At 67.5% G+C, this 22,905-nt stretch carries 29 protein-coding genes; 5 read left to right on the top strand and 24 right to left on the bottom strand.

All coding sequences use genetic code 11. The annotated features are described in order from the left end of the window. The first annotated feature begins 64 nt into the window (after nt 1–64). From ACZ7DL_RS34855 to ACZ7DL_RS34845, 3 genes are all read left to right on the top strand, one after another. Entirely contained in the window at nt 65–409 is a 345-nt protein-coding gene (locus tag ACZ7DL_RS34855; protein WP_470780469.1) for a hypothetical protein, read from the top strand. 13 nt (nt 410–422) lie between these two features. After that, complete coding sequence (locus tag ACZ7DL_RS34850) at nt 423–623, top strand: hypothetical protein (protein ID WP_470780467.1); 201 nt, start codon at nt 423–425, stop codon at nt 621–623. Nucleotides 624–1,205: 582 nt separating this feature from the next. Further along, nucleotides 1,206–1,433: a hypothetical protein gene (locus ACZ7DL_RS34845; RefSeq protein WP_470780466.1), complete on the top strand. Its 228-nt coding sequence runs from the start codon at nt 1,206–1,208 to the stop codon at nt 1,431–1,433. A 47-nt stretch (nt 1,434–1,480) separates the two neighbouring features. Here ACZ7DL_RS34845 and dcd read toward each other — a convergent pair whose 3' ends face one another. The 8 genes from dcd to ACZ7DL_RS34805 form a co-directional block, all read right to left on the bottom strand. Continuing rightward, nucleotides 1,481–2,062 (bottom strand): dCTP deaminase, encoded by a 582-nt coding sequence (dcd, locus tag ACZ7DL_RS34840; protein WP_470780463.1) that lies wholly within the window; start codon nt 2,060–2,062, stop codon nt 1,481–1,483. Nucleotides 2,063–2,389: 327 nt separating this feature from the next. Further along, entirely contained in the window at nt 2,390–2,731 is a 342-nt protein-coding gene (locus tag ACZ7DL_RS34835; RefSeq protein ID WP_470780462.1) for a putative phage holin, read from the bottom strand. Next, nucleotides 2,731–2,961, bottom strand: a complete 231-nt coding sequence (locus tag ACZ7DL_RS34830; protein ID WP_470780461.1) for a DUF7620 family protein — start codon at nt 2,959–2,961, stop codon at nt 2,731–2,733. Before ACZ7DL_RS34830 ends, ACZ7DL_RS34835 begins: the two co-directional genes overlap by 1 nt. Beyond that, on the bottom strand, nt 2,924–3,259 hold the full coding sequence (locus tag ACZ7DL_RS34825; protein WP_470780460.1) for a hypothetical protein: 336 nt from the start codon (nt 3,257–3,259) through the stop codon (nt 2,924–2,926). The genes ACZ7DL_RS34830 and ACZ7DL_RS34825 overlap by 38 nt, the downstream gene beginning before the upstream one ends. Nucleotides 3,260–3,336: 77 nt before the next feature. Beyond that, nucleotides 3,337–3,711 carry a hypothetical protein gene (locus tag ACZ7DL_RS34820; RefSeq protein ID WP_470780459.1) on the bottom strand — a complete coding sequence of 125 codons (375 nt, stop codon included), beginning with the start codon at nt 3,709–3,711 and terminating at the stop codon, nt 3,337–3,339. 33 nt (nt 3,712–3,744) lie between these two features. Continuing rightward, on the bottom strand, nt 3,745–5,154 hold the full coding sequence (locus ACZ7DL_RS34815; protein ID WP_470780457.1) for a peptidoglycan-binding protein: 1,410 nt from the start codon (nt 5,152–5,154) through the stop codon (nt 3,745–3,747). Continuing rightward, the gene (locus tag ACZ7DL_RS34810; RefSeq protein ID WP_470780456.1) at nt 5,151–5,975 is read right to left on the bottom strand and encodes a hypothetical protein; all 825 of its coding nucleotides are present in this window, start codon (nt 5,973–5,975) and stop codon (nt 5,151–5,153) included. The genes ACZ7DL_RS34815 and ACZ7DL_RS34810 overlap by 4 nt, the downstream gene beginning before the upstream one ends. A gap of 110 nt (nt 5,976–6,085) precedes the next feature. Continuing rightward, entirely contained in the window at nt 6,086–6,448 is a 363-nt protein-coding gene (locus tag ACZ7DL_RS34805; protein ID WP_470780454.1) for a hypothetical protein, read from the bottom strand. 491 nt (nt 6,449–6,939) lie between these two features. Between ACZ7DL_RS34805 and ACZ7DL_RS34800 the strand changes: the two genes are divergently transcribed. Together ACZ7DL_RS34800 and ACZ7DL_RS34795 are read left to right on the top strand one after the other, a co-directional pair. Then, the gene (locus ACZ7DL_RS34800) at nt 6,940–7,101 is read left to right on the top strand and encodes a type II toxin-antitoxin system Phd/YefM family antitoxin (protein ID WP_470780452.1); all 162 of its coding nucleotides are present in this window, start codon (nt 6,940–6,942) and stop codon (nt 7,099–7,101) included. Continuing rightward, nucleotides 7,094–7,426 (top strand): DUF6221 family protein, encoded by a 333-nt coding sequence (locus ACZ7DL_RS34795; RefSeq protein ID WP_470780450.1) that lies wholly within the window; start codon nt 7,094–7,096, stop codon nt 7,424–7,426. Before ACZ7DL_RS34800 ends, ACZ7DL_RS34795 begins: the two co-directional genes overlap by 8 nt. 166 nt (nt 7,427–7,592) lie before the next feature. On the opposite strand, the gene ACZ7DL_RS34790 is transcribed toward ACZ7DL_RS34795, so the two are convergent. The 16 genes from ACZ7DL_RS34790 to ACZ7DL_RS34715 all read right to left on the bottom strand — a co-directional run bounded on the left by ACZ7DL_RS34790 (nt 7,593) and on the right by ACZ7DL_RS34715 (nt 22,797). After that, complete coding sequence (locus tag ACZ7DL_RS34790; RefSeq protein WP_470780448.1) at nt 7,593–7,817, bottom strand: hypothetical protein; 225 nt, start codon at nt 7,815–7,817, stop codon at nt 7,593–7,595. 3 nt (nt 7,818–7,820) lie between these two features. After that, nucleotides 7,821–9,917: a beta strand repeat-containing protein gene (locus tag ACZ7DL_RS34785; protein ID WP_470780446.1), complete on the bottom strand. Its 2,097-nt coding sequence runs from the start codon at nt 9,915–9,917 to the stop codon at nt 7,821–7,823. Further along, the gene (locus ACZ7DL_RS34780) at nt 9,917–11,020 is read right to left on the bottom strand and encodes a hypothetical protein (protein ID WP_470780444.1); all 1,104 of its coding nucleotides are present in this window, start codon (nt 11,018–11,020) and stop codon (nt 9,917–9,919) included. The genes ACZ7DL_RS34785 and ACZ7DL_RS34780 overlap by 1 nt, the downstream gene beginning before the upstream one ends. Then, a complete protein-coding gene (locus tag ACZ7DL_RS34775; protein ID WP_470780442.1) occupies nt 11,017–11,955 on the bottom strand; it encodes a hypothetical protein in 939 nt (312 codons plus the stop codon). Before ACZ7DL_RS34775 ends, ACZ7DL_RS34780 begins: the two co-directional genes overlap by 4 nt. Nucleotides 11,956–11,963: 8 nt before the next feature. Beyond that, entirely contained in the window at nt 11,964–12,863 is a 900-nt protein-coding gene (locus tag ACZ7DL_RS34770) for a phage distal tail protein (RefSeq protein ID WP_470780441.1), read from the bottom strand. Beyond that, nucleotides 12,853–18,102 carry a phage tail tape measure protein gene (locus ACZ7DL_RS34765; RefSeq protein ID WP_470780439.1) on the bottom strand — a complete coding sequence of 1,750 codons (5,250 nt, stop codon included), beginning with the start codon at nt 18,100–18,102 and terminating at the stop codon, nt 12,853–12,855. Before ACZ7DL_RS34765 ends, ACZ7DL_RS34770 begins: the two co-directional genes overlap by 11 nt. A gap of 15 nt (nt 18,103–18,117) precedes the next feature. After that, the gene (locus ACZ7DL_RS34760; protein WP_470780437.1) at nt 18,118–18,267 is read right to left on the bottom strand and encodes a hypothetical protein; all 150 of its coding nucleotides are present in this window, start codon (nt 18,265–18,267) and stop codon (nt 18,118–18,120) included. Nucleotides 18,268–18,500: 233 nt separating this feature from the next. After that, entirely contained in the window at nt 18,501–19,052 is a 552-nt protein-coding gene (locus tag ACZ7DL_RS34755) for a hypothetical protein (protein ID WP_470780436.1), read from the bottom strand. Nucleotides 19,053–19,166: 114 nt separating this feature from the next. Beyond that, nucleotides 19,167–19,637: a phage tail tube protein gene (locus ACZ7DL_RS34750; protein ID WP_470780434.1), complete on the bottom strand. Its 471-nt coding sequence runs from the start codon at nt 19,635–19,637 to the stop codon at nt 19,167–19,169. Between the two features lie 112 nt (nt 19,638–19,749). Beyond that, entirely contained in the window at nt 19,750–20,193 is a 444-nt protein-coding gene (locus ACZ7DL_RS34745; protein WP_470780432.1) for a hypothetical protein, read from the bottom strand. After that, a complete protein-coding gene (locus ACZ7DL_RS34740; RefSeq protein ID WP_470780430.1) occupies nt 20,190–20,576 on the bottom strand; it encodes an HK97 gp10 family phage protein in 387 nt (128 codons plus the stop codon). Before ACZ7DL_RS34740 ends, ACZ7DL_RS34745 begins: the two co-directional genes overlap by 4 nt. Beyond that, on the bottom strand, nt 20,573–21,028 hold the full coding sequence (locus tag ACZ7DL_RS34735) for a DUF6093 family protein (RefSeq protein ID WP_470780428.1): 456 nt from the start codon (nt 21,026–21,028) through the stop codon (nt 20,573–20,575). The genes ACZ7DL_RS34740 and ACZ7DL_RS34735 overlap by 4 nt, the downstream gene beginning before the upstream one ends. Then, entirely contained in the window at nt 21,028–21,420 is a 393-nt protein-coding gene (locus ACZ7DL_RS34730; protein WP_470780426.1) for a hypothetical protein, read from the bottom strand. Before ACZ7DL_RS34730 ends, ACZ7DL_RS34735 begins: the two co-directional genes overlap by 1 nt. After that, on the bottom strand, nt 21,417–21,611 hold the full coding sequence (locus ACZ7DL_RS34725; RefSeq protein ID WP_470780424.1) for a hypothetical protein: 195 nt from the start codon (nt 21,609–21,611) through the stop codon (nt 21,417–21,419). Before ACZ7DL_RS34725 ends, ACZ7DL_RS34730 begins: the two co-directional genes overlap by 4 nt. 14 nt (nt 21,612–21,625) lie before the next feature. Beyond that, entirely contained in the window at nt 21,626–22,474 is an 849-nt protein-coding gene (locus ACZ7DL_RS34720; RefSeq protein ID WP_470780422.1) for a hypothetical protein, read from the bottom strand. Then, a complete protein-coding gene (locus ACZ7DL_RS34715; protein ID WP_470780420.1) occupies nt 22,471–22,797 on the bottom strand; it encodes a hypothetical protein in 327 nt (108 codons plus the stop codon). The genes ACZ7DL_RS34720 and ACZ7DL_RS34715 overlap by 4 nt, the downstream gene beginning before the upstream one ends. Between the last annotated feature and the right edge of the window lie 108 nt (nt 22,798–22,905).

The raw sequence follows: 22,905 nt of genomic DNA, 5'->3' as shown, positions 1-22,905 counted from the left end.
GAATGGTGGCTTGCCACCGGTCAAGCCTCCTGCCATAGTGGTGGCAAGCCACCAGGAAGAAGCGATGAGCGCCACAAGGGAGATCGCCTTGAAGGTCACCACTGACATCGACTGGACCCTCGTCGTCAACTTCGACAACCACGGCACGCTGTGGGGCCTCGACAGTGTCGAGAACACGGACGACATGATCGATCGGGAGCGGGCCGATGGTGCCGCCATCGACGAGTGGTACATGAGGGACCGCGACGGGCTCCGCCACCGGATCGTGCGGATCGCCGACCCCGAGTTCCTCGACACGATCTGCGTCTTCCCCGACGAGTGCGACGACTGTGGTGCGCCCGTCACGTCGACCAAGCGGGTTTCCGACGAGCACCATGCGAAGTGCCCGCGCCGCGACCCACACTTCTAGAAGGAACCACGTCATGGCCAACGCCAGTACGCACTACGGGAACGACCCTATGGGCGCCCCGACCCAGCACCGAGGCGCGCTGGAGAACTGCCCCGCCCCCGAATGCCAGGACCGCGTTATCGAGTCAATGGACGGCGATTACCTCGCGCAGAGCGCTGCCGAGTACTTGGACGACCCCGCGACCGAGACCGCCGACCGCGCCACCGAGAAGTGAGGACACCTACCCGTCAGACGTCACGGTGCCCTGGCTGAGGAAAGCAGCCGGGGCACCGTCATGCAGGCTATCGGCTGGTGGCGAGAATCGGACAACTCACGGACAACACGCGAAACCGCAGGCTAGCGGTAGTTTGCGGAAACTCGCGAATACTCCCGTGCACTCACCTGTGGTCATGTGTGGTCGTGAGTGGCCTCTTCGTGACCTGCGGAGATGCCCGATTGACTGGGACCCTCGGCTGTTTCGTGCGGTGGCCGATCCGCTCCCCTAGCGTGTACCCATCCTGAAGCGGAAGGCCAGACGTGGCCGACTGTGACGGACCACACAGGAGTACAGGGGACGTTGCACCGGAGCGCCCTAGCGGGTCTCTGGCGCGACCTTGGCGGCACCCGGCACGCCCTTCGGTCAGAGGAAACTCATTCCAACGGCCAGGGTTTGGAGCCGGATTGTCACCGGCTCTACCAGAGTTCCCTAGACTGCCACCAACGCGAAGAGAGCCCTGCTTCCCGGCACTGGTTCCTAGGCCTCCGCCGGAGGGCTCTCTGCGCGCACCCATCCGTTCGAGAGAAAGGGTGCTTCATCATGAAGCCAGAGCATGACCCTGACGATGACAACCCCACCGTAACGCATCCATGGATGCGTGCGCTTCGTCGCCTGCGTGATTGGGCTGCAGAAAAGGCTGCCCGCATTAAGCGCGCGGTGGACCGGCACCGCCGGGACGTGAAGGGCCAGATGATCCGGGGTGTCTCGTACGGCGTCGGGAGTGGCGCCGTCAGCCTGCTGGTCTTCTGGTGGGAGCGTCACCACTAGCAGCCGGACCCGGAAGGCCCCTACCACTGGTGGGGGCCTTCCGGCTGTCAGGTCGGCAGGGCGGTGCGGTGAAAGTTCTGCCAGGACCGGGACGCGGTCGGCCCCCGCTGCCCCTGATACCGCGACCCGCGCTCCACGGAGCCGTACGGGAACTCCGCCGGCCCGCTCATCTGGAAGACGGCCAGTTGGCCCACCTTCATCCCCGGCCACAACAAGATCGGCAAGGTGGCGAGATTGGACAGCTCCAAGGTGACGTGCCCCTCAAAGCCCGGGTCGATGAAGCCCGCAGTCGAGTGCGTGACCAGGCCCAGCCGGCCAAGCGACGACTTCCCCTCCAGACGCGCGGCCAGGTCGTCCGGCAGGTGCACCCGCTCATACGTGGAGCCGAGGACGAACTCCCCCGGGTGCAGCACGAACGGATCCCCCTCGGTCGGCTCCACCAGGCGCGTCATCTCCGGCTGTTCTTCGGCGGGGTCGATGCACGAGTAGCGGTGGTTTTCGAACACCCGGAACGACCGGTCGAGGCGAACGTCGATGCTGGCGGGCTGGAGCATCGCCTCGTTGTACGGGGTCAGGCCCAGCCGGCCAGCGGATATCGCCTCGCGGAGGTCTCTATCGGAGAGGAGCACCCGCAGAGCATAAGCGCAGGCCAGACCGGTGTTCCCTCCGGGCGGTGCCGCTACTTTCGGTCCCGGTTGGCTTCCACCTCGGTCCGGCACACCAGGCAGAGCGGGTTGCCACCGGATCCATAGCGGTGGGTGGGGTGCTGGCAGCTGGCGCATGGGCCGACCTGGGCTGGTGCGCAGGTCGGCAGGGGCGGAGCGGGTCTGGCAGAGGGGGCGGGGCTGCTCATGGCGTCCATCGTACGTTCGAGCGGAGGGAACGCCTCCGACCCGCTCCGGGTGCGGGACGCCGATCAGCTCGCCAGTCACCGCTGGTCATCGTCGTACTCCAGATCAGCGTGCAGGATCATCCGTGCGGGACTCGGCAGTCTCACGACGGTCATGGTGCTGCGCTGCCATCACCATCCGGACCCGCTGCAACACCAGCCCGGCAATCAGCAGCAGGAGCAGCGTGCGGGAATACCGCAGCACAGTGGCTGCTGTCCCCTCCGGCCACACCGTGACGGCCACCGTGTACGCGGCCAGCGCCCCGATAGCCAGGGTGAACAGCATCAGATGGCGGCCCACCGGCGTCGACCGCCACGGGGCGTGCGTGTGATAGATGACAGCGAAGGCGAGGCTGCACAGGGCGACCAGACCGGACGCTGCAACGTTCGCGACCTGCGCGAAGTCCATCAGCGGTCTCCCTCCAAAGCGGCGCGAAACAGCTCCGCGAAATGGTTTCTCTCACGCTCGGACCGGAACCGGTCGGCGTGACGAGTGACCTCCGGCCAATACGAGTGGATCTCCCGCCGGGCATCACGAGACCGCGACAAAGCCGACTCGGCCTCTTTCCGGCCCGGCGTATCAGAACGCTGCGGGACAGGCTCAGGACGGCGGCGCAGCAACCGACGGATCCATCGCATCCCCGGGCACCTCCCCTCGTAGTGAACGCAGGACATGGTCGGCGACCCGGGACAGTTCCAGCAGCTCCCCGACCTGTGATTGCGCCTCGATTCGTGCGGCTTCGCTCTGCCGGTGGGCCTCCCGCCACGCGTCCCGCTCGGCCACAAGCTCGGCGATGCGGGCGTCACGGTCCTTGCGGACGTCCTCAAGGACCGCGCGGGAGACCAGGCCACCGCGGAGGATGAGCAGCACGATGAGGGTGACGAGTGCTGCGGCGCCGCCTTGTACGAGCACGTTGACGCCTGTCAGCTCGGCCACTGGTGCCGCTCCTTAAAGGTGTGTGGGCACACTGCCGCCGCTGCCAGACGGCGGCCGGCGTGCCGTAACGCCATCGGTCAGACCGCGGTCGGCTTGGCAGGACGGCTGACGGCTGCGGCCGGGACGGGCGCGGTCACGTTCTGCCGGATCACGAACTGCACGACGATCGTGACGAAGGTTAGGACCAGGGCCTGCTTGTCTGCGGACCAGTCCAGTCCGAGACCGACAGCGAGGGTCAAGGCAGCCTGCGTGAAACCGGCGATGGCTGCGATCACGCCGTCGTGGACCATGAACGCGACGATCAGACCGAGAACGGCCACGACGACACCGTTGACCCATGCCTGGGTGTCGGAGTCAAAGTCGGCGACGAACGCGCCAATCACTTGGAGCAGGATGGAGGCGAGGGCCGCCCATGCGGCGGGCTCACGCCCGAAGATCTTGACGGGGGACACAGTGGTCTCCTTACTGAGGGTTGGTAGGTGGGGTCAGACGTTCGGGACCTTGAGCGCTTCCCAGGTCTCCTTGTCGGGGATCCCGGTCTGCTTGCGGCCAAGCTTTTTCTGAAAGCGGCGCACGGACTCTGCGTCGGCGTTCGTCCAGTCCGGGCCGGGACCCTGCTTGTAGGCGCCGCAGCCCTCGGCGACCAGGCGGCGCCCCATCGCAGTGATTACGGCGGAGTGGCGGCCGCCGTGGAAGAAGGACTCTCCGGGGAACGGCTCGTGCTTCGGCAGGACGGGGATGTCCTTGCCCTTGCCCTTCACCAGGTACTCCCAGGTCGTCGGCCCGGGAAGGCCATCGGCGTCCGCTCCGGTCCAGCCCTGGGCCTGCTGGAAGGCGCGGGTGGCGTTCCTGTCCGCAGTGCTCCACTTCGGGCCGGGGCCGACCGTGTAGAACCGCTTTCCGCCGCGCTTGACGAGCATCTGCCCAAGCCGGGTGACGTAGGCGTTGTCCGCTCCCGGCCCGAACTTCGAGGCACCTGGGAAGGCGTCCTTGTCTGCCGGCGTCGGGGCAGGCTTCGGTGGGGTGGACGGTGCCTGGCCCGGCACGATGGCCGTGTCGATCGCACCGGGATCGCCGTGGTCATTGCCGGGGACCTGAGCGTGGGCGTAGTGGCCCGGCTTCGACTGCCAGATCGTGCGGGAGCGGGACGACTTTCCGGTCGGGTAGGCGGGCGGCTTCCCCGCCGGCCAGTCGTCGGGGATGCCCCAGGCGCGGCCCGCGGCGAGCAGCTCCTGAAAGTTGGGCTTCTGTGAGGCGTCGAAGTCCTTCGTCCACGGGCTGGCCGCGCGCCCGAGGACCTCTACCTGAATGTTGACCTTGCCCTCACGGTTGGTGCGCCGCGATCCGTCGTTCTTCAGCGCCCGGGCAGACAGGTTCAGCGGCCCGAACTGGCCGATCTTGTCGGAGATGGGGTCGTAGATGACCTGCGGCTCCGACGCCACCCGGATCAGGTACAGGGCGACGGACTCGAAGTAGGAGGCGCCGGCCGGGGACTCGGTGGTGTGCCAGGTGAAGCGGGGCCCGGATTCAGGGTGGTCCATGGCGCCACCGATGGACTGCGATCCGAACTTCACGGCCCCGGAGATGTAGGCCGGGCCGGTGGCGCCGCGCGGAAGGTCCTCGGGGTCGAGGCTCTTCGGCTCCGGGTCGGGTTCGTAGATGCGGAACTCGGGCGCATCGACCGGGACGTACACGTCCAGGTCGCCGTCGTCGCGGAGGACGAGAAAGGAGCCGGCCTGACGGGGGTGTTCCTTCGCCCAGCGGTCGGTGTCGGGAAGTCCGGCGATGGCGCGGACCTCGTCGGCGTGCTCCTGCGTGCAGGTGCCGAGGTAGGTGCTGGTGACTTCGGTGGTGTCGGGGTCCAGGTGGTCGATGGCGACGTGGTACTCGGTCATCGCGAGGCGTCCAATCGGGGCTGGGTCAGGTCGATCTGAGGGCGGAGGGCCTGGTAGATCGCCAGCGACATCCGGAATTCGCCTTCGTCGCCCCAGCTGCGGGACCACGAGTTACGGATGCGGAGGATGCTGCGGGCGTAGTCCAGGTGGCCGAGGGAGTCGAAGACCACGTCCTCGAGCGCGACGATGCACACCTCATGGCCGCCGGCCACCGCCGACTTCTCCCAGTCCGGGATGTCGTCCAACAGGGCGGAGGAGCCGGCCGGGGAGAAGAACGCGTCCAGCCACGGCATGCCCATCAGGACGGGTCCGCTCTGGAGGTCCCGGCACAGTTCGAGGGCGGTGGTGGCATGCCCGTACTGGTCGATGAGGCCGCGGCCGCGCAACGCTTTGGCGACGCCGAGGCCGGAGGATCCGCAGTCGGTGGACGGCCACGCTTGGTCGTGCCACTGGTCGCGGTGGGTGGCGTCCGAGTAGAGGCCGATCGCCCACGCTTCTGCGGCGACGGGGTCGGTGACGTCCAGGCCGGCCGCGGCAAGGTCCTCGGCGGTGCGGAGGATGGAGATCAGGGCCGCGGCGGCGTTCGCGGTGCAGGAACCGAGCGCATCAACGTTTTCGACGCCTTCGAACAGCTCGGAGGTGTGGATGCCTTGGGCGAGGAGGTTCTGCTGGTCCAGGACCGGGACCTTCGGGGCCCATTCGACGGGACGGATCGGTTCGCCGTCGTAGCGGCGCCGGTAGGCGAGGCTGCGCTCGTCGAGAACGAGATGTCTTCCGAGTGCACCTGTGACGGTGTACTCGGTGATGTCGAGGTCGGGCACCCGCCCTTGCTCCTGAACTCCCCGCGCCCAGAGTTGGCATTTTGCGGACCGCTGTTGTGCGGCCGTCCCTCGGGGGTTCAGCAAGGGCGGAGGGTCACCCAGAGATCAGGCTAAGCGCTTCTGCTGGCTTCGTTGCCCCCGTTGCCCGCCTGCATGTGGGGAAGAGCCTTGCGCGCCTTGTTGTTGCAGATCAGGTTTATCAGCGAGCGTGAGACGCCGTACTCTCGGGCCATGCCAGCCTGCGTGGCTTCCCGGGCATCCCACCGCCGCTTGATCTCCACGACAGCTGCGTCAGGTAGCTTCGTGGTACTCCAATTGTCTCCTCGGTGCACCTTGTTGTTCTCTTTTCGCTGTTCGTTCCACCATGCCTCACCACGGCAGACCCTTTCGAGCTTGTGGGCTGAGCGGTGCTCTTCTCCGCTGAGGAACCGGTTCCGACCTTTTCGCGTCATGTCGGCGTTGTTGTCAGCCACTGTTCCGAGGAAGAGATGTCCTGGGTTCACGCACGCAGGCGTGTCGCAGGTGTGGCATACGAGAAGTCCCAGCGGGTGGACCCGACGGTGGAAGAAGTAGGAGTACCGGTGCGCTCGGACGTACCGATGTCCGTCAGCCGTACCTGAGAAGAGGCCGTATCCATCGAGGTCCGTGGTCCCATCCCAGATCCAGCACTCCCCCCTGCGCTTGGTCTCGGCAAGTGCGTCGCGGAACCTTTCCTCCGCTGGTCTCCGGTCGCGAGCAGGTGGTATGCGGTTTTCCAACTGCTGCTCACTGTCGCCAAGCTCAACAACACAGCGGTGATGGAAGTAGCACCATCCTCTTTGGTGGCTGGTACGAGTGCACCAGCTCACTGCGCACGCGGATCGCATTTTCCGCTTACTGAGTCCACTCACCTGATTGCGCCCCCTCACCCCACCTACAGTTCTGTAAGGTTCTTCAGATTCTATCAAACTGGTAGGGTCGGCGTATGGAACAGATGACAGCTGAAGACGCTCGCCGGAACTTTGCCGACCTGCTGAACCGAGTTGGATTCCAAGGCGAGGAGATCCTGATCACGCGACATGGGAAGCCGATCGCCAAGCTGGTCCCGGTAGGCAGTGGTGAAAACGGGGAGACGCCAGATGAATGACCTAGTCAAGTTTTTGCGGGACCGGCTATACGAGGACGAGCAAACGGCGCGTGCGGCGTCCGACCGGGAGTCGGACTGGTGGTGGGGGCCGGACGCCGAGACGCCAGCGGAACGTCACATCGCTCGTCACAATCCGGTGCGTGTGCTGCGCGACATCGAAGCGCGGCGCGCCATCGTAGACGACCTCGCGCAGGTAATCAGGGAAGGTGAGGAGTACAAGGGTCCGGACTACTACGAGGGCGTGGACGCCTGCGAACGGACACTGAAGCGGCTCGCCCTGCCCTACGCTGACCACCCGAACTACCGAGCCGAGTGGCGGGCATAGGTCGGGCACCCGCCCTGGCTCCTGGATCTCCCCGCGCCCAGGTGAACATCTGTGGCGGACCACTGTGGTGCGGTCGTCCCTCGGGGGATGGAGTAGTGGGCGGAGGGTCACCCGGTGATCTCAGGCTACGGCCTCATGTGGGGCGTGTTCCCTGCGCTCGCCTGGGTCAGGCGGGGAGAGGCGGGAGCTGGGTGACGGGAAAGGTCTGCTCCCGTCGCTCCGCAAGGGTGGAGACGACGTCGGGAACGTTGTCGAGGAGCCACTGCTGCACGTGCGCGGTCAGGGCAGCTTCGTCGATGGGGAAGAACTCGGACTGTACGTGGATGTGAACGAAGGCGCTGGCGTCCTCGTTGGAACTCTGTCCGGTGATCTTGTTGTGCGGGTAGTCCATGGCTTAGCCCACTCTCTCAAGGCGGATATGGGAGTCGGTGTACAGGGTGGTTGCGGTCGCCCCGGATGTTCCTTGCGCCCATTGCAGGGCGAAGGTACCGCCGGTGGAGCCGATGCGGATGAGGCCGCGGACCTGGACGCCGAAGGGTGTTGTAGTGACTCCGCCGTAGGTGCGGGTGTTGGCGATGTCGGTGCTTTCGGTGCGAACGGTGTAGCCCCAGGTGCTGATGGTGTCCTGCTGGGTGCCGTTGGTGTTGGTGCCGGAGACGACGCTGGTTCCGTTTCCGAGTCCCTGCCATTCGCCGAGGCTGCCGGTTGGGTAGGTCCAGCCCATGAGGAAGTCGTTGGCTCCGGAGTACTTCAGGTATCCGTCGAATTGGTAGACGGCGTTGGCGACGACGGTGAACGTGATGAAACCGTCGGTGCCGGGGGTGATGGTGTTCGTTTTGTTGGCGTCGGTGGTGCGCCATTTGGTGGCGCGCTGGCCGATGCCGGAGACGGTGAGGTTTCCGGTGACGGTGGTGTTCCCGGTGACGCTTGCGGTGCCGGTGACGGCGACGTTGCCGGAGATGGTGGCGTTGCCGGTTGTGGCGATGTTGCCGTCTTTGTCGACTGTGACCTTGTCGACGGCGTTCACCGACAGACGCAGCAGGTTGCCGGTGTGGCCGGTGGCTGCGTTGCCGTAGAGGACGCTGTTGGCGCTTGCCGGAGGGAGTACCTGTAGGCGGCCGTTGTCGAGGTGAGCGATGCCGGCCTCGGTGATGAAGGACGTGTTCTGGGTGGTGTCGTCGGTGTTCTGAAAGCCGATCAGTGACTGGGAGGCGTTCAGGTACAGGCGGCCACCGATGCGTGTGGTGTCGGGGTCGGATGCCCGTAGACGGTCGATGGAGTAGGAGTCGCGGGCCAGGACGGTGCGCCAGACCATGTTGCTGTAGCCGCTGCCGGTGAACTGGCCGCTGACGAGTTCCATGTTGGCGTCGCCGGTGACTGGCTCTCCGGCCTGGACGACGGCTGCGTTGGTGCCGCTGATGTTGTACAGCTTCAGCTGCGGGAAGGTGGCGTTCGGGTTGAGCCACAGGACGGCTCCGTTGGTGCCTTTGACGAGGAGGCCTTGGGAGGACAGTTCGCCGATGGCGGTGCCGCTGCTGTTGTAGACGAGGACCTTGTTGGCCCCTGCTTCGTTCAGGGTGATTCGGGTGCCGCTGGTGGCCGTTTGTATGGTGCCGCCGGTGATGGTGCTGCCGGTGATCGTGCCGCCGGTGATGGTCTTGCCGGTGATGGCGTCGGCTGCGAGGGCGGTGGCGTCGACGGACCCGGCCTGGAGCTTTCCGGCGGTGACGGCGTTCGCGGCTAGCTCGGAGGTGTTGACGGCGAGGGCGGCGATTTCCCGGGCGGTGACGGCGTCTGCGGCGATGTTCCCGGCTTGGACGGCGTCTGCGGCGATCTTCCCCGCCTGCACGGCGCCGGCGACCAGCTTCGGGGTGGTGACGGCGTTGTCGGATATCTCGGTGGTGCCGATCGCTCCGGCTGCGACCTTGGCCTGGGTGACGGCGTTGTCGGCCAGTTTCACGGTGGTGACGATGCCGTCCAGGATGTCGTCGGCGACGACCGGCGTGGGCCCGTACGGGCCGACGATGTCGGAGGCGGTGGAGGCGGTGCCGGAGGTGTTGCGGGCGAGCAGGCGGACGTAGACGGGGGTGTCGCAGGGGACGACGACGGTGGCGCCCTGCGCGGTCTCGATCGTGCCCTGCAAGGTGGCCGGAACGGGGTCGTAGGAGGAGAGGATGGAGGCGTGGACCTCCACCCGGGCCCAGTCCAGCGGGAGGGTACTACCGTCGGTGAAGGTGCCGTCCCAGGAGACGGTGACCCCGCCGAGGACGGACGCGACGATCGGTGCGGACGGTTGAGGTGGGGCGGCTCCGTTGACGATGTTCACCGCGGTGGTGCCATCGGATTGGACGCCGATGATGCCGCGAAGCCCGCCGTTGCCGTCCGTGACCTGCACGGCGGTGTTGTCGATCGCGGCGTGGGACAGCCGCGCGGACCGTTCGACGTTCTTCAGCCGCTTGTCGATCTCATTGAGCTTCCGGCCGATGTCCATCACACGCCTCCGTACTGGTACATCGACGCCGGCTTGAGGCTGATGACCGCCTGTGGTCCGCCCTGGGCGGTCGGCTTGACGGTCCATCCGGTGATGCGGCACCAGCCGGTGTAGTCGGTCCAGGCGTTGTGCACGCGGGTGTAGACGTCGTCACCGACCTGCCACGACCCGAACGGGGCCGCCGTGGTGTTGCGGATGGTGATCTGGTCGATGGAGCCGAGGACCTGCCGCCACGCCCGTTCGGCGTTCGCGCGCGCCTTCAGGGTGTCGTTGCCGTTCAGTTCCGGGGCGTCGATCGCGGCTTCCATGCGGAGCCGGCCGTTGCGTACGGCGGAGATCTGCTTCAGCTTGGCGGAGCCGTCTCCGGCGCCGGTGGCGACGACGACCTGCGCGTAGTCGTCCCCGCCGAGGACGACTTCGGGGTCCTCGATGATGTTCACGCCGGAGGAGAAGCTGATGTCGGTGCGGCGACGGCCGAGACGGGGCCAGCCGAGCCGGATTCGTTTGGTGACGCCTGTCTTGGTGCTGTTCCAGCTGGTGACGCAGGTGTAGTCGGGGGTGGCGTCACCGGAGATGAGGTCGTCGATCTGGTCGCCCAGACAGGGGGTGTCCCACCAGTCCGATCGGTAGACGTCGCTGGGTTCGCCGATGGTGCTGGTGGAGGTGGTGGAGTCGACGGTGACACCCAGGTCGCCGTCGGCTGCGGACTGCGCGTACTCCCAGATGTTGCGGATGACCTGGCAGCGGTCGGCGTAGGTGTAGGGGCCGCGGCCGCCGTGCTGGCCGTCGAGGTCGTAGCGGTGCTGGAGGTAGGAGGACCAGGACGCGGCCTCGATGGCGTAGTCGGTGCCTTGGGTGCGGACGTCCCAGACGATGCCGCCCCACACCAGCTGGCCGGCCGATTCGACGTAGATGAAGGTGTTGCCGGGGTCGGCCAGGGTCGGGTTGGAAGCCAGCAGCCGCGGTGACAGCTTCCCGGAGAGGCTGCCGGGCCCGTTGAGTTCGGGGCCGTACTCCAGGTCGTTGAGCGGTAGCGCGGTGGACAGCCAGGCGCCGGTGAGGGCGTGCTGGGTGAGGATCCGGTCCGGGATGGGTGCGGTCATCGGGGCGCCTCGAAGAACTCCACGTCCGCGATCAGTGTGGACGAGGTGTCGACGGAGACCGTGCCGGTGTTGCCGGCGTAGCCCGCGAACTGGACGCGTAGCAGCTGGTTGGTGCCGCGGTAGGAGGCGGGGATGGTGAGGTTGTCGGCTGCGATGGCGTTGATGCGGCGGGTGGCGCTGCCCTGGTTGTCGTCCACGATGACGGGCTGCATGTTGAGGGCGGTGCCGAGCGTGCCTCGCACCGCTCCGTAGACGTTCGCGGCCGTCAGGCGCAGGCCGGCGATGTCGATGCGGATTTTCGCGGTGGTGGCCCAGTCGGGGACGGGGATCGTCCATCCGGAGGCGGTGGTGAAGTAGAAGTACTGGCTGGTGTTGCCGCCGATCTGAGCGGAGGAGCTGGCCGGTGACTGGATGTAGATGTTGCGGTCCCGGCGTGGGTTGGCGATCTTCCGCAGATCGGTGATCATCGCGCTGGTGATGGTGGCCGTGGACGAGGGGATGTCGATCCGGGCCAGTGGGATACCGGTGCGGCCGTCGGGGATCGCCGTGGCAGACGAGGACACGTTGGAGATGACCTGGAAGTAGGCGATCTGGTCCGTCGCCGGGTTGAGGCTGCCGGTGTACTGGGGGTCCTCGATCCGCAGGATGAGCATGTCGGAACGGGCGGTGCTTGTGGTGGGGGCGATGTTGACATCGACCGCGCCGACGTTGCATGCCGCGTAGTGCCCTTGGAACGCGTCGTCGCGGCCCTTGACGACGGCGGACCCGTCGCTGACTGTGACACCGCCACCGGGAGTGGACCGTTGTGTCACCTTGAGGTCGTCGCCTTGGGTGATGCCCTCGTTTCCGCGGGCCAGGTCCCGGACCAGCATCCTGAACTGCTGCGCGCTGTGGGTGGCCCCGTTGGTGAGGATGGGCGCTGGAAACAGACTCATGGCTCTCCTCAGAGGGCTACGTAGGCGTCGCGCCAGGTCAGGCGGAGACGGGCGGTGTTCGTTGCGTCAAAGGCGGTCCAGCGCATCTCCGAGGTGCCCGGGGGCAGGGAGAACAGGTCGATACGCGAGGCCGGGGACAGGTAGCTGGAGGCGTTGCCGCCGTTGTCCCAGGTGACTGTGCGGTATCCGGGCCGGGTGTCGATCTCGATCCAGCGGCCGATGGCGAGGTTCAGCGTTGGCAGGGACAGGGTGCGTCCGGTCGGGACGTGGATGATGCTGACGTTGGCGCAGGGGCCGGTGATCCGGATGATGGGCCAGGTGTCGGTGTCGCCGGCGTTGGTGACCCAGCCCGGCCGGTCCGCGGCCACGGTGCCGTCCTGAACGTAGATCGGGGCGACGACCGGGGCCGCGAATCCGCCGCCGGTCAGCCAGCCCAGGGGAATGTCGGTGGCGGAGTCCTCGTCGGCGTAGAAGGTGGGGTCGTGGGCGAGCAGCTCGATGTCGAGTGGCACGTAGCCGTGCACGACCTGCTTGTACTCGGGATCCAGCTTCCGGGCGCGGACGGTGAGTGCTTTGGTGGGGCCGCCGGGCCGTTTGATCCGCAGGGTCATGCCCTGTCCGCCGACCAGGCGGACCGAGGCGGCGTCGGTGGCGGCCTGGAGCGCGGCGACCGTGTCGTAGCAGGCGCTCGCGTCCCCGGGGATTTTGATCGCGGCGTCGAACTGGACTTGTCTCGGGGCCCAGTAGTCGGGGCCAGCGAAGGAGCCGTCCATGCTGGGCTGGTCGACGTCGTTGTCCCGTACCGGGGGCCGACCTAGCCCGGTCACCTCGATGACGTTCACGGACGTGCCGGCGCCGATGACGACGCCGCCCAGGTCGTACTGCCAGTCGGCTAGTTCAAGCGGCACGGGCGGCCACCCCTCCCCTGCGGGCCCGGCGGACGCTACGGCCGACCTGGGCGCCGATGTCGGAAGCGGTCGCCCCGGTGCGTACCGCGGTCACGTTGACGTGGGTGTCGCCGCCCTCGCGGATGACGACGACCGCGCGGGATGCGGCCACGTCGGTCAGGCCGAGTCCGAAGCGGTGGGCGACGTCCGCGAGGACGGGAAGGGCGGAGCGCCGCTTGGACGGGCTGAGGGGCAGGTAGGCCTCCCCGTGCGTCTCGGGCTCCGCAAAGCGCACGATGCCGTTCTGGGTGGCGTACATGCCGGCCCGGATACCGCCGTCGGCGTACGACAGGTGTTTGTTCGCTCGAGACAGGTCGGCCATGAACTTGCTGGCCCGGGAGCCGAGCGACTTCGTGATCTGTGCCTTCGCCTTGTTGGCGACCGTGATGATCTCGTCCTCGCCCAGCTGCGTTTTCGCTGCGACGTCGTGGATGCCGGTCTTGCTGCTGCTGATCGCTGCGATGATCTGCACGAGGTCCGCCACCTCGTCGGACGTCAGCGAATGGTTCGCGGTCTTGGCTTCCTTGTTGGCCTTGGCTGCCTTCTTCTTGTCCTTGACCGCGGCCTCTGCGAGCTGCTGTGCGGCCTCGTCGCCCTGCGCCGCCAGTTGCGCGGCCAGGTCCCCGTAGCCGGCGGCCGCCAGCTTGGCCAGGTTGTCGGAGAACTTCTTGTTGGTGGTGTTGGCCTTGCCGAGCTGCCGCGTGTAGTCGGTCAGGGATGCCTTGGCGGTCTTCTGTAGATCGCGGAGGGCCTTGGCCATGTCGTTGATGTACTTGGTGCTGCCCTTGGCCATCTTGTGGGCGAGCTTCTGCCCGTCCTCGCCCATGCCGGCCAGAGCTTCCGCGACGTCACCGCCGACCCGGTCGGCGACCTTCTCCAGGTCCGCGTTCCACGCCCGGGTCGCCTTCGCGGCGGACTTCAGCTTCTTCTCGACCGCGCCGATGTCGAAGTACTCGACTTCCTTCGTCTTGCCCTTGACCTTGACCTTCTTGGTCTTGTGGCCGGCCTGCCCCGCGTCGGAAGCGCTATAGAGCGTGCCCGTGGTCGGGTCGTAGCGCCAGTCGGTGATGGAGCCGTCAGCGTTCCACTCGATACCGCGGGGGTCGCCTCCAAGCCGGCGGACGATCTCTTCCGTGATGGCCCGGGACCGGGGCCGCTTGGACCGGGCGAAGGGGACGTACCCCTCGCCTTCGGTTTCCGGCTCCGCCCACACGCGCCACGATCCGCCGGGGGCGATCTGCGCAACGTGGTCTTCGGTTCCAGCCGCGAAGTGGCGGATGCCGCCGCGCTGGATACCGCCGTTGGCGTAGTAGTCGATGACACCGCCATCCGCGCGGTAGTCCCGCTTGGCAACCGGGACCTTGCCCTTCTGGATAGCGGTGAAAGTCGTCTGGTGAACAGTATTGATGTAAGTCGTGGATACCTTGCCGTTGAGGTTATCCAAGGCCTGACGGACAGCACCTATAGCGCTGATGGCCTGCCCGTTTGCAGCGGAGACGCTGACCTTGCCGTTGGGAAGATGAGTGACGGTGAGTCCGACTGCCTTCAGAGCGGACATGGCCTGAGCATTCAGCGTCTTAACGGTGACCGACTTGGCACCAGGCGTCTTATGAATGGCGCTGATGACTCCGTTGATTTGCCCAATGGCAACGGCGGTCTTGGCGTCGATGTGGACGTTCTTACCGTCGGGCACCTTAGACATGGTGTTGATCAGCTCATCGAGCTGGGCGCGAGCTGCCTGCGTCGGCGCGGTGATCTTGTATTCGCGGGTGCCGGGAATCAGCTCGATCTTGTAACCGAGTTCCGTCAGCTCCCTCTTCGCGTCCTCACCCAACGCATCGACCTTGATGGTCTTGGCGTTCGGGACCTTCTCGAACTCCGCCTGCACGGCAACCAGCTCGGCCAGGGTGCTGTCGACGCCCTGAGCGGACAGCAGGATCGACACCTGGCTCGGGATCAAGCCCATCGAGTCGGCGACCTTGCCCATCTGCTCGGCGGTCAGCCCGTAGGCGGGGGCCATGTCGATGACGGACTTGCGGCTCTTCTCCATCTCCTTGCGCGCCGCTGCCATCGACTGCGGGAGGGTCTTGTTCTGCGACTGAGCGAAATCGAACGCGGCTACCGCTGCGCTGGCGCTGCCGTCGGCGATCGTGTTCAGGGTGTTGAAGAGCTGCTGGCCGTTCTTCGTGGTGGTGTCGATGGAGCCGTTGGCCTGAACGAGGGCCTTGCCCCAGCCGTTCGCCCGGTCGATGCCGGCCTTCATGGCTTCGTTGGCGTTGGTGATGGCCTCGTTCACGCGGGCCTGCGCCGCCTGGAGGGAGACGCTCCCGCCGGAGAGCAGGTCGAGGGCGTCGCGCAGGGCGCGGGTGCGGGAGTCGGCGTCGGCGGTCTTGTCGGCGAGGGCCCCGACCGCGGCCTTCAGCCGGTCGTAGGCGCTGACACCGTCGCCGGTGCCCTTGGTGGCGGAGTCGAGGTCTCGGGCGTTCTTCGCGGCCTCCTTGGCGTCCCCGGACATGCCGCGCAGGGCCGTGCTGGCCGCCGCGTAGGCGTTGGCCTGCTTCATGGCGTTCTTGTCGACGTCGTGCGAGCCGTCGGCGAGCGCTTCCTTGGCCTTGGCCTTGGCCAGCGTCTCCATCTTGTCGGCGAGCTGGTCGACGCTCTCACCCTGGCCGAGGTAGGAGTCGGTCAGGTCGGACAGGGTGTAGCCGACTTTGCCCATGACGCCGGCGAGGGTTTTGCCGGTGTTGCCGAGCTTGGTGTTCTGGATGGTCTGGGCGGCCTGCTGGCGGACGGTCTCGTCGATGACGCCGTTGGACTGGCGCATGGCCTGGGTGAGGCCGTCGATGTTGGCTTTGTGCTCGGCGGCTTTGGCGGCGGCTTCCTGCTGGGAGCTGGCGAGCATCCCGAGACCGACGGTCAGGCCGGTGAGGGCGAGGCCCCAGGGGCCGCCCATGGCGCCCATGAGGCCGCCCATCGCGCCGCGCAGGCCGGTGCTGGCGGCCGCGGTTACGCCGCGGAGTGTGCCGGCGAATCCGGCGGACTGGGCTGAGGCGGTCCGAAACGATTCGCCCATGCGGCCGATGATCGGTACCCGGGTCTGGAGGACGGCGATGGCGGCCCCGTACCGGGACAGGGACATGCCGGACGCGGCGGCCAGGGACTGCTGGAGCCGCATCTGATCATTCAGGGAACGGAAGGATCCCGTGACCCGGCCGCGGACGTTGTTGGCCAGCCCGGTCAGGGGGCCTTGTACGCGGCGGATGAGGAGAGCGGCGAGGACGAACTGCTGGATCGGTCCGGGCAGGGCAGCGAATCCGGAGACGAGGCCGCCCACGATGTGACCGATCGGGACTAGCGCGCCGGACAGGTCGCTTGCGACGGTGGCGGCCAGGTCGAGGGCGGTGATGACGAGATCGAGGCTGGAGGCGACGGTGCCGGACTCCCCGGAGAGGTCGCCAAGGCCGGCCAGGACGGGTTCGACAGCGTCGGCGGTGTTCTCCAGGACCTCGATGGCGAGCTGACCGCCGGTGAGCAGCACGTGAAGGAAGTCGGCGAGGGCTTCGGTGCCTACGTCCTTGAACGGGTCGAGCATGTCCGAGGCTGCGTCGCGAATGCCGGAGAACTTCTTCCGGAGCGCTGCTTCGATGTCGGGTCCGAACAGGGTGGCTGCGTCGTTGAAGTACTGGAAGAAGTGTTCGATCTTCGGGGTGGCTTTGGAGAGGCCATCGGTGGCGTTGCGGACCAGCCATTCCAGGCCGGGGGCCATGCCCTGGTAGATGGTGAGGCCGGTCTGCCGGGCCTGCGTCTTCAGCTGGAGCATCGCACCGGCCAGGCCCTTGCCCTTGGCGGCCGCGATCTCGGAGGCGGCCCCGGTCTGTGAGACCGCCTGCATCAGGTTGTCGAACGAGGCGGTGCCCTGATGCGCGAGAGCGATGGCCCCGGACATGGCGGGCTTGCCGAACGCCTTCTTCACGGCGGCCGCGAAGTCTTGCTGGGTCATGTGGTGCTGGGCCTTGGACAGGCCGTCGATGACCGTGCGTAGGCCCTTGAAGCGGCCCTGAGCGTCCCACGCCTGGATTCCGAGGGCGTCGAGGCCCTCGGTCATCTGCTTGGTCGGGGAGGCGAGGTTGGCGAACATGCCGCGCAGCGTGGTGCCGGCCGTCTGCCCGAGGATGCCCGCTTTACCGAGCATGCCGACGCCGGCGGCGGCCTCTTGCATCGTGACGCCGAGACCGTGCGCCACGGGACCGGCGTACTTCATCGCGTAGTAGATGTCGATGATGTCGCCGGACGCTGCGTTAGCGGTGGCGGCGAGGGTGTCCGCGGCGACGCCGGCCTGGTCGGCTCCCATGCCGAACTGGTCCATCATGTCGCCGAGGTACTTGGCCGAGTCGGCGGCGTTGACCTGGGCGGCGGAGGCCAGGATCAGGCTGGCCCGAGTGCTGCTGATGGCCTGGTCCGTTCGGAAACCGGCCTTGGCCAGCTCCACCATCGCTTCAGCGGCATCCGCGGCCGTGGCACCCGGCAGCTTCAGGTCGTTGCCCAGCTGAGCGGCGACCGCGGCCGCGCGCTGCATCTGCATCTTCGTCGCGCCGGTCGTGGCGCCGAACGCGTTCATGGCCTGCTGGTATTCGTTGCCTTCCTTGACGACCTCGGCGGCGCCCAGGGTCAGGCCGAGGCCTGCGCCCATCGCTGCGAGAGAACGCAGGCCTTCACGGGCCCGGCTGGTCTCCTCGCGGTAGCGGCGCAGGTGGTTGGCCCCGGCGCCGCCCACACGGTTCAGGCGGGCGTCAGCGCGCTGTGCGGCCGAGGCGAGGCGGTCCAGGTCCCGGATGGCGCCATCAAGGCGGCTGGACAGCCGCGCCAGGTCCCGGCCAGCCGTACGGGAGTGGTCGCCGAGACTGTTGAGCTGCCGGTTCGCGGTACGGGCGGCGTCACCGTAGCGGTTGAGGCGGCGGGCGGTGGTCTGTGCGCGGTCGCCGAGGGTGTTGATGTGCTGGGCGGCGGAGCTGGTGTGGACGCGGAGGGCGCGCAGGTGGTGGCCTGCGGCCTGGGCTGCCTGGCCTAGCTCGCGGATCTCGTGCTTGGCTGCGGATGCAGCCGTGGCGAGGCTGCGGGCGTGGTGAGCGGCGTCCTTGAGGGAGTGGGCCAGGTCGTTCCCGGTGCCCCGCAGGTCGACGGACAGGTTCCAGTTCGCCACCCGACCCTCCCTTCGCTAGTCGTTGCTGTGCTGGTGCTTCAAGCCGCGGAGCAGTTCCATCGCCGCGTGCGCGGCCGCCGGGACCAGCGCGACCTTCATTCCGTGCAGGGGGTCGCCGCTGTCGGCGAGTTCTTTCTGCTTGTCGGCGATGACCTCGCAGCCCACGCATTTCTGGAGGACTGCGATGTAGCGGTCTTCCTCCTGGTCACCGCCGTGGTCCCAGTCGTCGTAGCGGGTGCCGCATTGAGGGCAGACGGTCCGCTGGTACTCCTCCAGCGCGAGCGCCTTGGCCCGGTCGCGTTCGGTCCAGCGGCCGTCACCGATGCCGAGGAAGAGGCTGTGCGGGATGCGGTAGGCCTTGCACAGCTCCAGTTCCCGGCGCAGACGCTCATCTCGGATCAGCCTTTTCCCAGGTCAGCGCGGGTTTCGCCCTGCACCTGCCAGGCGGTGTCCCACAGTTGGGCGGCCTCGCCCTCGGCCCACTCGGTGAGGTACTCGGTTGCTTCTTCCACCGTGATGCCGTCCAGGCTGGACGCCGCCACCAATTCCGGGCCCAGCGTTTCCACGTTGAACGGCAGACCGTCCTCGGCCTGCTCCTCCGTCGCGGGGTGGGCCTTCTTCAGCGCCTCGAAGTCCGGCCGGCGCAGCGCCTGGAAGCGGAGCACGATCGCTGCCTCGTCGAATGCCTTTTGGGCGGCTTCCGTCTCGGCCTGCGCGACGGTGAGGGCCTTTTTCAGGTCCTTGTCAGCCGGGTCGGCCTCGGCGGCCGCCCGGGCTCGGCGTTCGTTGTACTGGGCGGCACCGAGGCGCTGCTTGACGTCGGGGTCGTCGCAGATCGTCATGGTGAGCACGGGCCGCTGGCGGGCGGCGAGCCGTGCTCGGGTGGCGGCCCAGTGCGGGTCGCGGTCGACGGCGTTCTGCGGCGGTGTGGGCTTGCTGGTGGTGGTCATGGTGGGTGGTCCTCCAGGGGAAGGGGGGACCTGGCCGGGCGCCGCAGCGGGCGCCCCTTCCCGAACGTCGTCACGGGCCCGGCCAGGTCGTCTTGGGGGATGCGACAGGCTGGGTCAGCTGGACGGGACGGTGGCGTTGAACAGCGGCCGGTCGATGATGGAGAACTTGACCATGATCTTCGCGGCCTCGTTGTCCGCGGTGATCGCAGCCGAGTTGGAGGCGACACGGACCGGGTAGACGTCCATGCCCTTGGTGGAGGGGGCCTTGCCCTTGCGGCAGATGATGATGAATCCGGTGGTGCCTTTGGCGAGGTCGGTTTCGATGGTGTCGGTGACGTCGTCCTCGTAGAACGTGAGGGAGGAGTCGGCGGCACTGTCGTCGCCGGGGATCTTGGAGACGAACGTGGACGCCATGTCCGGCGTCTCGATCTCCTGGTTCTCCAGGCTGAAGCCGTCGACGGCGGCGATCTGCTTGGTGTAGTCCGTCGCACCGGTCATCTCGGCGGCGGTCGGAAGGTATGTGGTGGATGCGATGGTGTCAGTGAAGAGGATCTTCGTGACGCCCTTGCGGTTGAACCTGGACATGCGGTGGACCCCTACAAGCGATGTCGGTGTGCGTTGGCGGCCACCTGTGGTGGTGGCGTCCGCGTGGGGTCCCGCCGCGGTGCGGTCAAGCGTCCGTCTGCCCTCAGGAGGGTCAGGCGGGGGTCAGGTCGAACCTGAACCTCTGCACGTAGCTGATGATCCCATCTGTGGCGTCACTCGTTCCCCCCGGTTCCGTCTCCAGCTCACGGCACATCACCTTGGCGCCGGCCACGGTCAGCGCGGACACCCACGCTCCGGTGGTCGGGTCGCGGCGCAGGATCGCATCCCGGGCTTTGTCCGCCCAAAACTCGGCCTGGTCCAGGGAGCCGGCGGAGGACTGCGTGTTCGGATCGGGCCCGGACACGGTGGTGACCTGGTAGACGACGGACAGGTCCTCGTTGTCGTCGGCGAACGGCGCCCCGGAGACACTGGTGTCGACGTCGTAGAGGATGAAGTAGGGCGGCTGCGCCTGCGGCATCCTGCCCAGCCCGACCGGCCGGCCCGTGCCCTCGAGGAGCGCCTTCAGTGCGGCGGTGACTGCTCTTCGCTTGATCACAGCAATACCTCCGCGGCGGCGAGCCGCATCTGCGCCAGCAGCGTCGTCCCGATGAAGCCGAGAGCGGGCTGGACGTGCGGGAACGGCGGCTGCGCATAGGAGCGGCCGAGGCTGTCGGTGCCGGTGAATCCGAACTCCAGACGCCGCCCGTAGGGCAGTTCGGTGCCGATCGTGCACAACGCTTCGTAGGGGAGGCGGTGCATCTCGGGCCGCCAGGAGTTGCGGTAGGCGCCGGTGATGACGTTCGGTCCGGGACGGCCGGAGGCATTGCCGCGGATCCGGGCGATCCCCAGCGTTGCGGTGTGCTGCACGGCCCTGTGAATGGCCGGACCGACCTTGGTGGAGGCGCGTTCCAAACGGGCGGCAAGTTCTTCCGGGGTCACGGGCTGACCTCCCGTCCCGCAACCTGGTTCTGATCCAGGGCGGTGATACGAACGACTTCGGTGGTGGCGGCGATACCGGGGTCCTGGCAGATCCATGACCGGCCGATCAGGTCAGTGCGGGCCGGGTTGTGAACCTGCACGACGGTGACGATGGCGTCTTTCGGTGCGATCGGCGCAGCTAGGGGGGTCATCAGCCGGTACCGGGAGGTCGTCTCTTGCAGCCAGGGCTGGCCGGCGTTGGGGATCGCCGATACCTCGGACTGGGCGATGCCGCCCTGCACCGCGCCGGGCCCCTCATAGACCAGGTCGCCCTCCGGGTATTCGAGAAGTCCGGTGTCCTCGTTGAGGACTGGCTCGCCGACCGGGGCGGTGGTGATACGGACGGTGTCAACGAGGAGGTTCGTCTCGATCCAGGTAACGGTGCTGGCGAGGATCGCATCGAGGCCGGCCATCACGCTCCCCTCCCCCGGGCCCAGTCCGCCAGTGTGGCGAGGATGGCCGCGGTCAGCGAGTAGCGTTCGTTGCCGAGGTCGTCCCGCTCGAGCGCAGCGCCCTCGAGCGCTGCCGGATTGATGCCGGCGAGGAACTCCGCGATCTGATCACCGATGTCCTGCTGAGGGTCGGCGACCGCCACGCGGGCCAGTCCTTCCCAGACGGCGCCGACTGGCTGGCGCACGTGGAGGACGAGCATGGGTAGGGCGTTGGCGACGTCGTGCTCCAGTTGGTAGCCGACGACCTGCCCGGAGGGCAGCGGGGTGCCGTCCAGGCTGATGGTGGCGTGGCCCGGCTGAGCGTCGATCCGGACACCGTGGGCGGTCGGCTCGGGCGGCGGAGTGGTACTCATTCCTGCTCGGCTTCCTGCTCAGCCCGGGACGCCTGCCAGGAGCTGATGTGGCCGATGGCGATGGCGTACCAGGACATGAGCACGACGTAGGTGATGGAGTTGCGCCACCACAGGAGCGTGGGGGGAAGCAGCACCACCCAGACGGTGAACAGTGCCAGGTGCAGTCGCTTCCAGAAGACAGCGGATCCCACAGTCATTCCTGCTTTCAGATCGGATCGCCGGAGACGAGGCCGGGGTGGCCGTTGAGGTCGGGGCGGGGGACCCACTGCCGTATGCAGCCGTGGTGGGCCACGGGGAACGTCTGGGCGTCTTCAGCGGAACGGATCGTGCCGTCGGCGTGGTCGGTGTCCGGGTGGTTCTCAAATCCGCACTCCGGCCCGTCGATGCACTGGAACCACTGCGCCTCGAGTTCGTAGCGGCCGGTGTTGATGGCGCCGTGGTTGGCGGTGACCGCGCCTTGGTAGGTGAGGGCGGAGCGGGCCCAGTCCTTCACCGGGTGTCGTGCGTTGTTGCGGTAGATGACAGTGGACAGTGGGTGGTCGGCGGCAAGGCGAGCGGAGTCGATGCCGGCGTGGTTGCGTCCGAGGGTGACTTCGCGGGTGGCGTCCTGTGCGACGCGGGCGAACGCTTGCGCGCGGCGGACTGCTTCTTGGATGCGGCCGACGAGGTCGGTGTAGAAGGTCGCGGTGAGTGCGGTGATCGCGGCCTGGTGGTCGGCTGTCCACCGGAACAGGGTGATGTCGGCGTCTGCCTTGCGGAGGGCGCGCAGGGCTCCGTCGCGGTAGGCGGTGGGCAGATCCTGGGCGGCCCACCGTTCGGCAAGAGCGCGTGTCAGGCGGGAGAACTCGCCGACCTCCTGGTGGAAAGTGGTGATATGGCCGTTGACACGGGTGGTCGCACCTAGGCCCGGCCGGATTCGTTCCAGGGCGCGGAGCAAGGTGTCCTGTGCGGTGACCAGGCGCTGCCACCGTCGGACCAGCTCGAGGGTCGCGGCGGTGATGAGGGCGGTGAGTTCGCTGCGCTCGTCGGTCTGTTGCCGGACGGGGGTGGTCATCGGCGGGGTCGTTCCCTGAGCTGGATGATGCCGAGGGTGCCGGGGCCGTCCTGATCGAGTTCGTCGGGGGCGGGAGGGTCGCCGGCTTCGAGTCGGGCGATCTGACGCTCGTAGGCCGCGAGGTTCGCGCTGAAGTTGACGGCGACGACGTTGGTGACGGTGACCGATGTGGGCTGGGCGCGCATCGCGGCCAAGCGTTCCCGGAGCACCTCAAGGGCTACCGCTCGGGCGGAGCCGAGTCGGGTGTAGCGGGTGGTCAGGTCGGTGAGGTCGGTGTCGGTGCCGAGTTCGGCGAGCAGCCAGGCCTTGACGGCGTTATCCACGGCGGTCTCCAGAGGGGTGGGCGGGAAGGGGGTCGCGGGTGCGGGCCCGCCGGTTGGCGCCCCCACCAGAGGGGCGGGCCCGCACGCCGCTAGTCGCCGCTGGTGCCC

This window comes from Streptomyces sp. NPDC036984 (genome assembly GCF_055607665.1).
Note: the sequence above shows the minus strand (reverse complement) of the source record. Positions and strands in the feature narration are given on the sequence as shown.

What these genes read in the sequence shown, in the direction of transcription:
- ACZ7DL_RS34855 (WP_470780469.1), top strand. Translation starts at nt 65, where the DNA reads ATGAGCGCCACAAGGGAGATCGCCTTGAAGGTCACCACTGACATCGAC.
- ACZ7DL_RS34850 (WP_470780467.1), top strand. Translation starts at nt 423, where the DNA reads ATGGCCAACGCCAGTACGCACTACGGGAACGACCCTATGGGCGCCCCG.
- ACZ7DL_RS34845 (WP_470780466.1), top strand. Translation starts at nt 1,206, where the DNA reads ATGAAGCCAGAGCATGACCCTGACGATGACAACCCCACCGTAACGCAT.
- ACZ7DL_RS34835 (WP_470780462.1), bottom strand. Translation starts at nt 2,731, where the DNA reads ATGGACTTCGCGCAGGTCGCGAACGTTGCAGCGTCCGGTCTGGTCGCC.
- ACZ7DL_RS34830 (WP_470780461.1), bottom strand. Translation starts at nt 2,961, where the DNA reads ATGCGATGGATCCGTCGGTTGCTGCGCCGCCGTCCTGAGCCTGTCCCG.
- ACZ7DL_RS34815 (WP_470780457.1), bottom strand. Translation starts at nt 5,154, where the DNA reads ATGACCGAGTACCACGTCGCCATCGACCACCTGGACCCCGACACCACC.
- ACZ7DL_RS34800 (WP_470780452.1), top strand. Translation starts at nt 6,940, where the DNA reads ATGGAACAGATGACAGCTGAAGACGCTCGCCGGAACTTTGCCGACCTG.
- ACZ7DL_RS34795 (WP_470780450.1), top strand. Translation starts at nt 7,094, where the DNA reads ATGAATGACCTAGTCAAGTTTTTGCGGGACCGGCTATACGAGGACGAG.
- ACZ7DL_RS34790 (WP_470780448.1), bottom strand. Translation starts at nt 7,817, where the DNA reads ATGGACTACCCGCACAACAAGATCACCGGACAGAGTTCCAACGAGGAC.
- ACZ7DL_RS34785 (WP_470780446.1), bottom strand. Translation starts at nt 9,917, where the DNA reads ATGGACATCGGCCGGAAGCTCAATGAGATCGACAAGCGGCTGAAGAAC.
- ACZ7DL_RS34780 (WP_470780444.1), bottom strand. Translation starts at nt 11,020, where the DNA reads ATGACCGCACCCATCCCGGACCGGATCCTCACCCAGCACGCCCTCACC.
- ACZ7DL_RS34775 (WP_470780442.1), bottom strand. Translation starts at nt 11,955, where the DNA reads ATGAGTCTGTTTCCAGCGCCCATCCTCACCAACGGGGCCACCCACAGC.
- ACZ7DL_RS34755 (WP_470780436.1), bottom strand. Translation starts at nt 19,052, where the DNA reads ATGACCACCACCAGCAAGCCCACACCGCCGCAGAACGCCGTCGACCGC.
- ACZ7DL_RS34750 (WP_470780434.1), bottom strand. Translation starts at nt 19,637, where the DNA reads ATGTCCAGGTTCAACCGCAAGGGCGTCACGAAGATCCTCTTCACTGAC.
- ACZ7DL_RS34735 (WP_470780428.1), bottom strand. Translation starts at nt 21,028, where the DNA reads ATGGCCGGCCTCGATGCGATCCTCGCCAGCACCGTTACCTGGATCGAG.
- ACZ7DL_RS34730 (WP_470780426.1), bottom strand. Translation starts at nt 21,420, where the DNA reads ATGAGTACCACTCCGCCGCCCGAGCCGACCGCCCACGGTGTCCGGATC.
- ACZ7DL_RS34720 (WP_470780422.1), bottom strand. Translation starts at nt 22,474, where the DNA reads ATGACCACCCCCGTCCGGCAACAGACCGACGAGCGCAGCGAACTCACC.